Below are 13,196 nucleotides of genomic sequence, written 5' to 3'. Positions count from 1 at the left end.
CCTCCTCCGCCTCGCGGCGTTTCCGCGGTTCCACCGGCCGGCAGCGCCTGCTTCGTTTTCCCGCCGCGCCGCGGCTATCTGAATCCGCGCCGCCGGGAGCTCCGCGGCGGGCGGATCGCGCTCGGCCCGGCGAGGATGAAATCCACCTGCCTCGTCGGAAGGTCCACGCGCGAGATCCTGACGGTGACGATCTCCCCCACCCGGAACCTGCGCCGCGTCCGTTCGCCCGTGATGCAGGAGCGGTTTTTGGCCATCCGGTAGAAGTCGTCGGTGAGCGAGGAGACGTGCACGAGCCCGTCGAGGAGGTAGTCGTTCAGGTAGACGGTGAAGCCGAAGTCGCGGACGCCGGTGATGACCCCCTGCAACTCGTCGATCGTCCCGTCCAGGAGGTGCCCGCTGAGGTACTGGAGCTTCCGCAGTTTCACGCACTCCCGCTCGGCGTCCTCCGCGGTCTGCTCGGCCTCGGAACAGTGCGCGGCCAGCCCCGGCAGATCCGCGGGCGGCGACACCTTTGCGCCGGCGCAGAGCTCCTTCAAGAACCGGTGCGTGACGAGGTCCGGGTAGCGCCGGATCGGGGAGGTGAAGTAGAGGTAGTGCGGGCAGCCGAGGCCGTAGTGGCCGACGTTGCGGGTCGAGTAGACGGCGAGTTTCAGGGAGCGCAGGAAGCTGAGGTGGAGGGCGTACGCCTCCGGTTTCCCCTGCACCCGGTCGAGGAACTGCTGGATGGCCCGGGGATCGCGGAAGTCGCGTATCGTGTGCCCGAACGGCTTGATCAGGTCGAGGTACTCCAGGAGCTTCTTCTCGTCGGGCTTCTCGTGCACCCGCCAGAGCGCGGGGGCGCGCCGGGCGGTGAAGAAGGCGCCGACCGCCTCGTTGGCCGCGAGCATGAACTCCTCGATCAGGATGTGGGAGATGTCGTGCTCCTCGCGCCGCACGGCGGCGATGCGCCCCTCGTCGTCGAACTCGATCACCGCCTCCGGCATGTCGAGATTGATGGCGCCGCGCGCGAATCGGCGCCTCCTGAGGAGGCCCGCCAGCCGCTCCATCTCCCGCAAGACCGGGAGGATGAGGCGCTCGGCCTCCCCCTCCGGGAGCGCCTCGCCGCCGAGGAGGGCGCTCACCCGGGCGTAGGTGAAGCGCCTGCGCGAGCGGATGACGGTCGGGGCGAAGCGGCTCGCCTTCACGACCCCCTCGGGGGAGACGGTGACGAAGGCGCTCAGGGCGAGGCGGTCCTCGCCCTCCCTGAGGCTGCAGGCGTCGTTGGAGAGGGCCTCGGGGAGCATCGGCAGGACGCGCCCCGGGAAGTAGACGCTCGTGCCGCGGCGGCGCGCCTCGTCGTCGATCGGGCCTCCCGGCCGGACGTAGTGCGAGACGTCGGCGATGTGCACGCCGAGGATCCAGTCGGTCCCCTTCCGGGAGAGGGAGACCGCGTCGTCGAAGTCCTTCGCGGTCTCCGGGTCCACGGTGAAGATGATCTCCCCGCGCAAATCCTCGCGCCCCCCGAGGTCGGCCGGGCCGGGCTTTTGGGCGACGCTCCGCGCCTCTTTGAGCGCCGCCGGCGGGTACTGGATGCGGAGCTTGTGGTCGTGGATGATGGCGAGGAGGTCGGTCTCCGGCTCGCCCGCCTCGCCGAGCACCTCCGTGATCACCCCCTCGGGGTTCGCCTGCTGCGTGCCCCAGTTCGTGACCCGGACGAGGACCTTCTGTCCCGGCCGCGCCCCCCCGGCGTCGCCGGCGGCGATGTAGACGTCGCGCACGAGGCGCGGGTTGTCGGGGGCGACGCGCAGCAGGGCGCCGGTCTTCTCGACCGTCCCCACGACGATCTCGTTGGCGCGCGCGAGGATCTCGACGACGCGCCCCTCGCGCCGCCCGTCGCCCCGCCCGCGGCGCCCGCGCCCCTCCTCGAGCATCCTGACCGCCACGGTGTCGCCGTGCATCGCGCCGCCCATGTTCTCGCCGTGGATGTACACGTCGCCGCCGGCCTCTCCGGCGGGCTCGACGAAGCCGAATCCGCGCGGGTGCACCTGGAGCTTCCCGGTGACGAGGTTCACCTCCGCAGGGACGGCGTAGCGGCTCCCCTTGACCCGGACGAGGCGCCCGGCGCGCTCGAGTTCCTTGAGCGTCTTGCGGAGATCGCGGGCGTCGTCGCCGGAGAGTTCGAACGCGCGGCACAGCTCGGCCCGCCGCATCGGGCGGTAGCGCGGGGATGCGATGAATCCCAGGATCTGTTCGGGGGAGGGGAGACGATTCCGGCTCATGGGATCATAGTATAGCAAAGGCGGGGCCGCGCAGGGGAAAGAAGGCCGGCCGCGGCGGGGGTATCCGCGGCCCGGGCGGCAGCGCGGCTCGGGCGCGTTCGGCACGCTGCGGGCGTCCGCGAAATGCGCCGCGCCCCGGAAAGAAAAAGGGGAGGGCCTGCAGGCCCTCCCCCCGCGTGATCCGGCGCTGCCCCTGTCGCCGGAACGCTACTCCACCCGGCACTCCCCCAGAATCTTGACGCTTCCCTGCCCGTCCCGGATCTCGAAGACCGGGTTGTACTGGTCGCCGTCGGGGTAGCCCTTGAAGCGGGCCTCGAACCTCTTCCCCTTGATGTCGACCAGGTAGCTCCTCCCCGCCACGCAATCCTCGTGCATCATCCGCTCGTCCATGGACGCCCCCGCTCCGGTAGTTGAGTTGGTTTGAGACTGGTATGACGACGTGTTCCACGACACCCGTTGCAGCCCTCGGGCGCATACTGGCATACCGGCGCAGGTATGTCAAACAAAAAAAGGATAAAAAATCCCCGGGTTCCGAAACGCCCGGGGATTCCGCCGTGTGCGGTGACTACACAACGTGCTCCGGCATTCGCTATCCGTTGAGCTTCTTCAGCAGCCAGGCCATGTTCTCGCCGAGGAGGCGCATCGTCTCCATCCCCTCCTCGTCCCGCTCCACCTCGCCGATCTCCCTCCCGATCCCGACGTTCCAGTAGCAGGATCCGGGGACGACCATCTGGCCGATGAAGAAGAAATGGTTGAGCGTGTCGAAGGTGTGAATCGCCCCGCCGCGCCGCGCCGCCACGACCGCCGCGCCGGCCTTGCGCCGGAGCATGTCGCCGTTCGCCCGCGCGACGTAGCCGGCCCGGTCGATCAGGGCCTTCATCTCCGCCGTGGCGTCGGCGAAGTAGGTGGGGGATCCGAGGATGACGCCGTCCGCTTCGAACATCTTCGCGATGCAGGTGTTCGCGATGTCGTCGTCGATCGCGCAGCGGCGGTTCTTGTTCTTCAGGCAGGCGCCGCAGGCCGTGCAGCCGCCGATCCGCTCCCCGGCGAGCTGTATCAGCTCGGTCTCGATCCCTTCCCGCTGGAGCTCCGCGAATACCGCCCGGATGAGTATCGCGGTGTTCCCGTCCCTCCGGGCGCTCCCGTTGAACGCGACGACCTTCATGAGGCGTGCCCTCCCTGTGTGCGGTGCGTCACAGTATACCATCAGCTGCCGCCGCGGCGGGCCATGGGACCGCGTCGAGAACGTGGGGGCGGCGATTTCACGGCGAAGAGAGGAACGGCAAAGGCGTCGCGGCCGCCGTCTCGAAAAGACGGCCGCCTTGTCGGCGGATGCGAGGAGATCAGGCGCGAAATGGCGACGCGCCCCGCCCCCCCGCTCAGTGAACCCTGGAGGCGGACAGGACGCAGTCCATCGTGTAGATCGTCTGCGCGTATTTCGGGAGTTTGCCCAGAAGCTCGAACTCCTTGAGGTCGTTGACGCTCCCGACCCCCTCGGGGAGCCGGCCGGGGTCGGTCGTGACGACGTAGAGCGTCCACGACCCCGCCAAACTCGGGGTCACCGCCATGTTCTTCCAGACCGAGTGCAGGACCGGCGCCTTCAACCCCTGCATCCCCCGGGCGCACGGGAACAGGCCGTCATCCACGTAGCCGTTGAGGAGGATGCTCGCGATCTGCCCCGTCGTGTTGTTCGACACGCCGATGTAGGCGTCGAACGCGGTGTCGATATCCTTGCCGAGGGATATCGACATGGAGAGGAGGTCGCCCGACCGCAGCCGGGGGGAGGAGAGGAGGAGGCCGAGGTTCGCCGCGTTGACGTTGCTGGAGGGGGCGGTGGTGAGGGCGCTTATGCACGCGTCCTTCCCTCCCTTGAACTCTTTCTGGTACGGGTAGCTGTCGACCGGGAAGTCGGTCGACGCGGTGGTGCCGGCGACGACGGCGTTTCCGTCCGGGGCGATGGCCACGACCGGCGCCGCGTCGTTCCCGGCGCCGCCGAGGTAGGTCGAATAGGTGATGAACTCCCCGCCGGGCGAGAGTTTCGTCAGGAACAGGTCCCTATCTCCGGCGCGGGACTCCTGGTACTGATGCACCACGGGGAAATCGTCGAAGGTGGTCATCCCCGCGACGAGCGCGGAACCGTTTTCGTCGACGGCGATCGAGTGGGCGTTCGTCCAGCCGTCGCGCTCCGTGAGCCCGTAGAGGGGCTTGTAGTAAAACAGATCGCCGAGGCGCGGGGTGAGTTTGGCTGCGAACGCCTCGCTCTGCTGCGACCCCCCGTCCATGCCGTTCCGCGTGTACGTTCCCGCCACATACACGTTGCCGGAGGAGTCCGTGGCGACGGATTCCAGGTTGGAGGCGTTGTTCTTTAGGCCGTCGATGCTCCACGCGCCCAGGAGCGTCGACCGCTCGAAGCGGCAGTCGCTCGAGAAACGGACGACGAAGCCGTTTCCCGTGGACTGCGGGGGGTAGTTCGGCTGGAGGGAGTCCTGCGAGACGGGGAAATTCGGCGATGCCGTTCTCCCCACGACGTAGAACGACCCGTCCGGAGCCGTCGTGATGCCTGTGATCTCGTCGTCCTCTCTGCCGCCGAGGAAGCTGGCGTAGACGACGCGGCTCAGATCGGGGTCGAGCTTCACGATGATGCCATCCCAGCCGCCCTTACATTTTTTCTGATACGCGTTCTCTGTGGTGGTGAAGTTCCCGCCGTTCCAGTACCCGACCACGATGGGGGACCCGGCCTGATCCAGCGCCATGTCCGTGACATCGGTGCCCTCGATGAGCGTGGAGGCCAGCATCGTTTGGCACGGAGAATCGAATTTGGTGACGAAGACGCCGCTGCCATTCTCTTTGTAGGCGCCCTCTTTGGTGGGGAGGTTTTTCGATTCCGTGTCTGATGAGGCTCTCCCTGTGTGTCCCGCGACGAAGATGCTGCCGTTCCACACGGCGATCGCGCAGGCATAATCGTCCTTGTCCCCGCCGAAATACGTCGAGGAGAGGCGCTGCCCCCCGGATGAGAACCTCGAGATAAAGAGATCGCCGGCGCGATCGTCATGCCCGCCCCGATTGGGTTTTGTGCAGAGATTGAAGGGAGTGTGCGTGGGGAAATCGCCTTTGAGAGAACCCCCTTCGGGCGGCGGCTCGGTGGTCCCGACAAGATAGATGTTCCCGTTGGAATCCATCGCCATGTCGCGGACCGAATCATTATCCTTCCCGCCGAGGTAGGTGGAAAAGTCCAGTCCCGACGCGGCGGCTTCAAATGCGGGGATGGCGAGGAGGAGAATGAGGGGGAGAACGACGGCGGCACGCAACGAGGAGACTCGCATCGAAGGCCTCCCTTCCGGGGCTTAAGCCCTGCGGTCAGTTCAACATCATCCGCGGGGGGCGTCAAGCGAAAAGTCGTTTGCCCAACCGCGTGTCGAGGCGTGCGCGCATCCAAATCGAAATCGCTATCGGGATCGGGATCGGGAACGGGATTGGGAACGGGAACGGGATCGGGAACGGGATCGATCTCGTTCCCCTCGTGGATCGCAATCTTCTCCCGCACCCGGTATAGATCCTGGTCGCTCGTATCCGAGTGCCGTTCCGTTTCGATCCCGATGGCGATCCCGATCCCGATTTCGATGACACCATCAGGGCAGTATGTCCATGACCAGTTCCCGGATTGGACACGGCTTTCCGCGCTGTGCTATCCTCCTGGCGCCGCCGCACACGGGAGGGTTTCGGGATGAAAAGGGCACTCGAGAGATACTTCGGCCTCGGCGCGCTCGGCACGAACGTCCGCACGGAGATGGTCGCCGGGGTGACCACCTTCATGACGATGGCGTACATCATCTTCGTCAACCCCGCGATGATCTCGGCCACCGGGATGGATTTCGGGGCGGCGATGATGGCCACCTGTCTCTCCGCCGCCTTCGCGACGATCCTGATGGGAGTCTGGGTGAACTACCCGATCGCCCTCGCCCCCGGGATGGGCGAGAACGCCTTCTTCACCTACACCGTCTGCCTCGGGATGGGGGTGCCGTGGCGCGTCGCCCTCGGCTGCGTCTTCATCGAGGGGCTCATCTTCATCGTCCTCACGCTCACGAGGATCCGGCAGGCGATCATGGACGCGATCCCCGAGTCGCTCCGGCACGCGGTCGCCTGCGGCATCGGCCTCCTGATCGCCTTCGTGGGCCTGAAGGACGCCGGGCTGATCGTCGCCGACCCCGCCACCTTCGTCTCCCTCGGCGACGTGATGAGTCGGCCGGCGCTCCTGTCGCTCGGCGGGCTCGTGCTGACCGGCGCCCTGCTGGTCCGGGGGGTGAAGGGGGCCATCCTCTGGGGGATGCTCGCCACCGCCCTCGCCGGGATCCCGCTCGGGATCGTGCGCTACCAGGGGATCGCGGCGGCGCCCCCCTCGATGATGCCCACCCTGCTCCAGATGGACCTCGCCGGGGCGATGCAGATGGGGCTCGTCTCCATCATCCTCGTGTTCCTGTTCATGGACGTCTTCGACACGGTGGGGACGCTCGCCGGCGTGGGCGAGCTCGGGGGGTTCATCAAGAACGGGAGGTTCCCGCGGGTCGGGAAGGCGATGCTCGTCGACGCGGTGGGGACCTGCGCGGGGGCGGTGTGCGGCACCCCCGTCGTCACCTCCTACGTGGAGAGCGCGAGCGGGATCGCCTGCGGGGGGAGGTCGGGCCTGGCGAGCGTCGTCACCGGGCTGCTCTTCGTCGCCGCGATCTTCTTCTCGCCGCTGGTCAGGATGATCGGCGGGGGCGTCGAGATCGCCGGGGCGCTGCTCCATCCGGTGACGGCGCCCGGTCTGATCATCGTCGGGAGCATGATGCTCCAGCCGGTCGTGAAGATCGACTGGCGCGACTGCACCGAATCGATCCCGGCGTTCCTCATCGTCATCCTGATGCCGCTCACCTTCAGCATCGCCACCGCCATCGCCTTCGGCTTCATCCTCTTCGCGGCCATCAAGCTCGCCGCGGGGCGCGGGCGGGAGGTGCCGTGGCTCATCTACGTCTGCGCGGCGCTCTTCGTCGCCCGATTCGTCTACCTGAAGATCTGACATGCCCCGGCGCGGAGGGGGCGGGATCCGGCCGGCGGTTGACCTTCGCCTCTCGGCCGGTCCGTCTGCCTGACGATCCGGACGGGGGGCGCGGTCACGGCGCAGGGATGGCGGCGAGGAGTTCCTTCGCCTTCGCGGTCTCGGGGCACGCGGGCCAGCGCGCCACGATCTCCTCGCAGGCGGCGCGCGCCTTCGTCCGCGCCTCCTTCTTCTTGTCCGCCTCCTCCTCGGCCTCGGCGATCCTCCTCCACGTGTCCGCGATCCGCATCTGCGCCTCGACCCAGTAGATGCTCTGCGGCCAGGAGTCCGCGATCCCCCGGTACTGCTCGACCGCGCGCGCCGAGGCCCCCCGCATCGCGGCCAGGCGCATCCGCGCCCGGACCGCCCAGACGCTCTTGGGGAAACGGGAGACGACCGCCTCGAGCGTGCCCGCCGCCTCGTCCCCCTTCCCGTAATGGTCGAGCGCCTCGGCCGACTCGAACCGGGCGGCCGCGGCCGCGCGCGTGCCGTCGTACCGGGTCGCGGCGTCGGCGTAGCCCGAGAGCTCGGCGTCCCTGTTGCCGAGGGCCCGCTCCGCCTCGCCGCGCCGGGCGATGGCCCTCTCCAGTATGTCGCCGATCGGGTGGAGTCTGTGGTCGTAGGCGCCGTCCACCGCCATCCCCTCGACGAGGGAGGTGCAGGCGTCCGCGGCCTCGCCGAACGCCCCCTCCGCGAACAGGAGGTCGGCGAGGCGCATCATCGCCAGCGGCGCGATCTCGGGGAACGACAGCACCGCCAGGCGGTAGGCCGTCTTCGCCCCGGCCGGATCCCCCGTGGCGGCGAGCAGGTCGCCGATCAAAACCTGCGCCCGCGCCGCCTCCTCGGGATAGCCGTCGACCACCTTCAGGTACTCGCGCCGCGCCTCGTCCGCCTTCTCCGCGCCGAACGCCGCCAGAACGTCCCCCGTGCCGATGATCGCCTCCGCCCGCGAGGCGGGGTACCGGGCGAGGACCGTCTGGTAGGCGGCGAGCGCCTGGGTCATCCACGAGGAGGCCTTCGACTCGATCTCCTCGATCTCCCGTTTCGGCGCCCCGCCCTCCCTGGCCCGCGCGAGATCGGCCAACGCCTGCCGCAGCAGTTCACGGCAACAGACGCCGAGTTCCAGCCAGCCCTCCTGCGCCTCACCCGCGTCGGGGTGGCGGGAGAGCATCGCGCGGTAGGTTGCCACGGCGAGCTCGTGCTGCCCGGTGTGGGCGTAGAAAAGCCCGAGGTGGGGGTACTCCCTGATCGTCGGGTTCTCGATGCTCGCCCGCCCCGCCGCGGCGAGCAGCAGGATACAGATCGTCGCCGTCTTCATCGTCTGCCCCTCCCCCTTTGGAAACGAGAAACGAATGACCGGAAACGGCGGTCGTGGCGCGCCCGGCAGGACTCCCCTCGGCTGCGCTCGAAACAGACTCTCCTGCAGCGCAGCTTCTCGTCCTGCCGGCCTCGCGATGATCCCGTTATCCCTGGAAACGAAAGACGATGCGCCAGGGACGATAGTTGTGGCGCGCCCGGCAGGACTCGAACCTGCGGCCGACGGATTAGAAATCCGTTGCTCTGTCCAGCTGAGCTACGGGCGCGGGTGTCGCACGGGGAAAGTATAACACAGGCCGGCGGGGGGCGGGGCGGAACGGGCAGGCGGCACTGGACGGCGAAAGGGTGCCCCGGTTGATCCCGGAGGGGATCCTTGCCGTGTCTATCTTGCGCGCCGCGAGGCGGGGACCTTCAACGTTCTGCTTTTTGTTTTTCCCCGGTCATCCGTGAAGGTCACCTTGATCTTGTCGTGCACCCCGGCGGCTATCGAGTCCTTGAACGGGTGGCCGGGCGTGAGAGAGCCCTCGACCGTCGCTCCCGAGTTCTTGTTCCTGATCGCATACGTCACGAAACGCGGCGTGTACTCGCGGAACCGGATCGAGCCGCCGACCTCGACACGGTTCTGCGCATCCGGACCGGTCACGTACAGAGCCTCCTTGGGCACGATGAAGTTCGATCTCGGTCCCGTATACGTGACGCACCCGGCCAGGGCCAGTGCGAGCAGTGCGCCGCGCGCGCCCCTTCGCGCCGGGGAGGGTTTCATCTTTCGGAAGATCCGCATCGCCTCACTCCTCGAACCGCCGCTGCCGCCGGCGCGGGCGGACCGATTGCGGTCGCGGCGCGTTGCGTCTGGTCCGCGCCGCGGCGTTGGGGCGATGAGAACACGCCCCCGGTTCGCCGCCGCGCGCGCGGCGCGTATCCGTTACGGCTGCCCCCGCAGCCCCGCGGTCTCATCGAGGACCCTGTCCACGACCTCGTCCTTGACGTCGACCGTGAACGTCCCGAACTCGCCGGCCATCTCCCTGGCCATCGAGGGGAAATCCGGCTGCCCCGGCGCCCTGCCGCCGGGAGCGGTGCACCCGGCGCATGCGAGACAGGCGATCGCCGCGGGTACGGCTAACGGTATCCTCACGAGATGGTTCCCTCCGTGCAACGGGTTTCTCCTGCAGATCGAGTCGGCGCGCGGCGGGAGGCCGGTATCGGCATCGGACCGCCGAGGGTGATTATGCCACGAAGGGGGAGGATGGGGAAGGGGGTAGAAGGTCGGGCAGCGTCAAGTAGTGTATGCAAAAGGAGGAAGAAGTCCCCGGGAGGGGGGTGAAAAGGGCAAGGGAACAGGGGGACAACAAAGGTATCCTCTCCGGTCCAATCGGGCAGGAAAGAAAGGAGAGGATACCGTGCCACGAACGAGACACAGTGTGTGGGATTTCGATCCTGACAGGCAAGACCTTGGCTTCATGGTGGGATATGCGGCGCGGGACCTGTGGAGCTGCATCCGAGAGGAGCAGAGAGGAGCATTGGGGTCGGACCACGATATTGTATTGTGCCGGAATGAGTTATGCTGAAAAAGCCCTTTTTAGGGGCCAGAATAGTCGCAACATCCACTTCCGCAACGAATTATCGTGGTCCGCCCCCAATACGCATTGCCGGAGGGGGCGGCATGGTGACATGCAGCCGCGCTCGGTGTATACTGTACTGACGGAAGGACGCGAAAGGAGGCGCCCCATGAAGAGTATGCGCGCGCGCGCGGGCCTCGTCGGGATCGGAATGGCGGCGGGATTCGCCGCCTCCCTGCTCGTGCTCTCCCCGCGCCGGGGGGAGTCGCAGGTCGGGTATCCGTCCCAGGCGCAGGCGTACGCGCAACAGAACATCTCGCGGGATCTGGCCTCGATCAACCAGAAACTCGACCAGCTTCTCCAGGGCAACCGCAGGATCATGGATATGCTGACCAGGACCTGGGAGAACACGCGCCGGAGCCGGTAGACGGCGCGCGGGTCCGCCCCGTCGACCGGGCCGTCTTCTCGCGCGCGGCTCCTGGAGGGGCTATGCGGACTTCTCCGCCGCCTCCAGGATGATCCCCGCCGCCTCCTCCGCGCCGTTTGTGCGCAGCGCCTCCGGCCGCCGCGGCGGTCCGGCGAGGAGCGCCTCGATCTGTTCCGCCCACGCACCCGCGTGGAAATCCTCCCTCGGCAGGAGCCGCGCGCGGCAGTAGCGCGCGGCCCCCTCCGCCATCACGGCGTACTCCCGGAAATGGTCGCGCGAGGTGTAGACGAGCGGCGTTTCGTTCGCGATGCACTCGGCGACGGTGCAGTAGCCGGGCTTGCTGATCACGCAGTCGCTCGCCGCGACGATGTCGGGGTGGGCGATCCCCGCCCGGTCGGCGATCAGGATCAGGTTCGGGATCCGCGCGGCCGGCCGGAAGTACGACAGGTAGAGATGGCCGCCGAAGTCGGCCCGGCCGCTCTCCCGGATCTCGGCCCCGGCGTGCCCGCCCATCGAGATGAAGATCACCTTTCGCCGCTCCCCGTCGGCGATCCCGAGCCTCCGGCGCACCTCCCGGCGGGGCGTCGCGGCCTTCCGCGCGATGAGGGGGATGTCCCGCACCCGGCGGAACGCCTCCATCGCCCCGTGCATCGGGAGACGGAGCAGGAGGTCCGCCCGCCGGTACGCCTCGCGCGCGAGCTCCACGACGGAGCCGAAGGAGGCGCGTTCCGCCGCGTACTCCTCGTAGATCCAGTCCCACGAGAAGTTGCCGACGGCGACGCTCGGCCGGCGCGCCTCCGAGGCGGCGAGGAAGGCGAGGGGGGGGATGTCCCCCACGACGAGGTCGATCCGTTCGGCCCGGAGGAACGCCGCCTCCCGCCGCACGAGGGCGTCGGCGTCCCGGTAGAACCTCTCGTTCTCCTCGATCGTGCGGCGCACGTCGAGGCGCAGACTGTCGTCTTGAATCGCCCCGACATCGCAACGGAGCGGGCGGAGGCGCACCGGCACGGCGGGCGGCTCCTCAAAGACCCAGCGCGGCACCGGGCCGGTCACGTAGAGGGCCGCGGAGGGGGCGCGTTCCCGGATGCGGAAGAGCAGCTCCTTCATCCGCATCGCGTGGCCGAGGCCGTGTCCGCTGAGGTAGAGGGCGATGCGGCGCATCCTAGAAGAGCCTCGCGCGTATGCTGAGTTCCCGGACGAAGTTCCGCAGCGCCTCGGCGTCGGTCGCGGCCAGGCGGCCGAGGAGCGCGTCGGCGTTCCTCACGATCCGCGCGGCCGCCTCGGGGTCCCGCGCGAGGGCGTCGACGAGGCGCGCGGCGTCGTCGGGGTCGATGCGCTCGAGGAGGCGGCCGAGCCACGCGACCAGCTGGTCGATCTGGACCGGGGAGACGGCGGCGTCGATCCGGTCGCCGTCCCGCAGGAGCGGCGCCGAGCCGCCCGACGGGACGAGTTCGAGGTACGGTTCGCCGAGGAGGCTCCTGGAGCGGATACGGGCGCGCAGGTCGCTCCTGAGCCCCGCCGCCGCGCTCACGCGCGCCCCCACGAGCGCCTTCCCCCCTTCGAGGCGAAGCCCCGTGACGTAGCCCACCTCGACCCCCGCCACCGCCACCGGCGAGTCCTTGACGAGGCCGCAGGCGTGGGGGAAGAGGAACGACACCTCGACGCCGTCCCGCACCCGGGCGCGGGAGATCTTCAGCGAGATGAAGCCGAGGAGCAGCGCCGCCGCGACGACGAAGAGCCCCACCGAGATTTCGTACCTGAAGCGTGTGCGCATCGTCTGCCTCCTGTCGAATGCGTCTGATCGTGGTTTGTGGCGCCGTCTCGCGGCGCCGTTATCGGCCCCGGTGCCTGGCGAAGAAGTTCGTCAGCACCGGGTCGTGCGAGCGGATGATCTCCTCCCTTTCCCCGAAGGCGACGAGACGTTCGTCGTGGAGGACCCCGATGGAGTCCGCGATCTTGAACGTCCCGGGGATGTCGTGGCTGTTCACCACGAAGGTGCAGCCGAGCGTGCGCTGCATGTCGAGGATCAGGTCGTCGATGGCGTCCGCCATCAGCGGGTCGAGGCCGGAGGTCGGCTCGTCGAAGAGGACGATCTCCGGCTCGAGGGCGATGGCGCGGGCCAGGCCGACGCGCTTGCGCATCCCGCCGGAGAGCTCCGACGGGTATTTGGGGGCGCAGTCCGGCATCCCGACAAGCGCGAGTTTCTCGGCCACGACGCGCTCGATCTCGCGCTCGGAGAGCCGGGTGTGCCGGCGCAGGGGGAAGGCGACGTTCTCCCCGGCGGTCATCGAGTCGAACAGGGCGCCGTCCTGGAAGAGCATCCCCATCCTGCGCCGCAGGCGGTAGAGGCCGCGCTCGTCCAGCGCCGCGACGTTCTCCCCGCCGACGAGGACCGCGCCCGAGTCGGGTCTCTCCAGGCCCACGATCATCCGCATCAAGACGCTCTTCCCCACGCCGCTCGGCCCGACGAAGACGGTGATTTTCGACTCGGGGAGGGAGCAGGAGACGTCCGCGAGCACACGGACGCCGTCGAACGACTTGCAGACGTTGCGGTACTCGATCAC

At 68.4% G+C, this 13,196-nt stretch carries 12 protein-coding genes and 1 tRNA gene; 2 read left to right on the top strand and 11 right to left on the bottom strand.

Annotated elements, in window-relative coordinates:
- Nucleotides 1-74: 74 nt before the first annotated feature.
- The 4 genes from rnr to GXY35_09880 all read right to left on the bottom strand — a co-directional run bounded on the left by rnr (nucleotide 75) and on the right by GXY35_09880 (nucleotide 5,581).
- On the bottom strand, nucleotides 75-2,258 hold the full coding sequence (gene rnr, locus GXY35_09895; protein NLW94887.1) for a ribonuclease R: 2,184 nt from the start codon (nucleotides 2,256-2,258) through the stop codon (nucleotides 75-77).
- A 207-nt stretch (nucleotides 2,259-2,465) separates the two neighbouring features.
- The gene (locus tag GXY35_09890; GenBank protein ID NLW94886.1) at nucleotides 2,466-2,648 is read right to left on the bottom strand and encodes a hypothetical protein; all 183 of its coding nucleotides are present in this window, start codon (nucleotides 2,646-2,648) and stop codon (nucleotides 2,466-2,468) included.
- A 199-nt stretch (nucleotides 2,649-2,847) separates the two neighbouring features.
- Nucleotides 2,848-3,423, bottom strand: coding sequence for a flavodoxin family protein (locus tag GXY35_09885; GenBank protein ID NLW94885.1), 576 nt, complete (start codon nucleotides 3,421-3,423; stop codon nucleotides 2,848-2,850).
- Between the two features lie 214 nt (nucleotides 3,424-3,637).
- On the bottom strand, nucleotides 3,638-5,581 hold the full coding sequence (locus GXY35_09880; GenBank protein NLW94884.1) for a hypothetical protein: 1,944 nt from the start codon (nucleotides 5,579-5,581) through the stop codon (nucleotides 3,638-3,640).
- A 401-nt stretch (nucleotides 5,582-5,982) separates the two neighbouring features.
- Between GXY35_09880 and GXY35_09875 the strand changes: the two genes are divergently transcribed.
- Nucleotides 5,983-7,314, top strand: a complete 1,332-nt coding sequence (locus GXY35_09875) for an NCS2 family permease (protein NLW94883.1) — start codon at nucleotides 5,983-5,985, stop codon at nucleotides 7,312-7,314.
- Nucleotides 7,315-7,408: 94 nt separating this feature from the next.
- On the opposite strand, the gene GXY35_09870 is transcribed toward GXY35_09875, so the two are convergent.
- The 4 genes from GXY35_09870 to GXY35_09855 form a co-directional block, all read right to left on the bottom strand.
- Nucleotides 7,409-8,650: a tetratricopeptide repeat protein gene (locus GXY35_09870; protein NLW94882.1), complete on the bottom strand. Its 1,242-nt coding sequence runs from the start codon at nucleotides 8,648-8,650 to the stop codon at nucleotides 7,409-7,411.
- 188 nt (nucleotides 8,651-8,838) lie between these two features.
- Nucleotides 8,839-8,915 (bottom strand) — tRNA-Arg (locus GXY35_09865).
- A gap of 116 nt (nucleotides 8,916-9,031) precedes the next feature.
- Nucleotides 9,032-9,412 carry a hypothetical protein gene (locus GXY35_09860; protein ID NLW94881.1) on the bottom strand — a complete coding sequence of 127 codons (381 nt, stop codon included), beginning with the start codon at nucleotides 9,410-9,412 and terminating at the stop codon, nucleotides 9,032-9,034.
- A gap of 159 nt (nucleotides 9,413-9,571) precedes the next feature.
- Complete coding sequence (locus tag GXY35_09855; GenBank protein ID NLW94880.1) at nucleotides 9,572-9,781, bottom strand: hypothetical protein; 210 nt, start codon at nucleotides 9,779-9,781, stop codon at nucleotides 9,572-9,574.
- Between the two features lie 593 nt (nucleotides 9,782-10,374).
- Between GXY35_09855 and GXY35_09850 the strand changes: the two genes are divergently transcribed.
- The gene (locus GXY35_09850; protein NLW94879.1) at nucleotides 10,375-10,632 is read left to right on the top strand and encodes a hypothetical protein; all 258 of its coding nucleotides are present in this window, start codon (nucleotides 10,375-10,377) and stop codon (nucleotides 10,630-10,632) included.
- Nucleotides 10,633-10,692: 60 nt separating this feature from the next.
- Here the strand turns inward: GXY35_09850 and GXY35_09845 are convergent, their stop codons facing one another.
- Genes GXY35_09845 through GXY35_09835 form a run of 3 tightly spaced genes read right to left on the bottom strand, consistent with a single transcriptional unit; the run spans nucleotide 10,693 to nucleotide 13,196 of the window.
- A complete protein-coding gene (locus tag GXY35_09845) occupies nucleotides 10,693-11,793 on the bottom strand; it encodes a hypothetical protein (protein ID NLW94878.1) in 1,101 nt (366 codons plus the stop codon).
- A gap of 1 nt (nucleotide 11,794) precedes the next feature.
- A complete protein-coding gene (locus GXY35_09840; protein NLW94877.1) occupies nucleotides 11,795-12,406 on the bottom strand; it encodes an MCE family protein in 612 nt (203 codons plus the stop codon).
- 58 nt (nucleotides 12,407-12,464) lie between these two features.
- On the bottom strand, nucleotides 12,465-13,196 hold the full coding sequence (locus GXY35_09835) for an ABC transporter ATP-binding protein (GenBank protein ID NLW94876.1): 732 nt from the start codon (nucleotides 13,194-13,196) through the stop codon (nucleotides 12,465-12,467).

Source organism: Chlamydiota bacterium (assembly GCA_012729785.1).
Classification (GTDB): Bacteria; Auribacterota; Tritonobacteria; order UBA1439; family UBA1439; genus UBA1439.
This window is presented reverse-complemented; position numbering and strand designations above follow the sequence as displayed.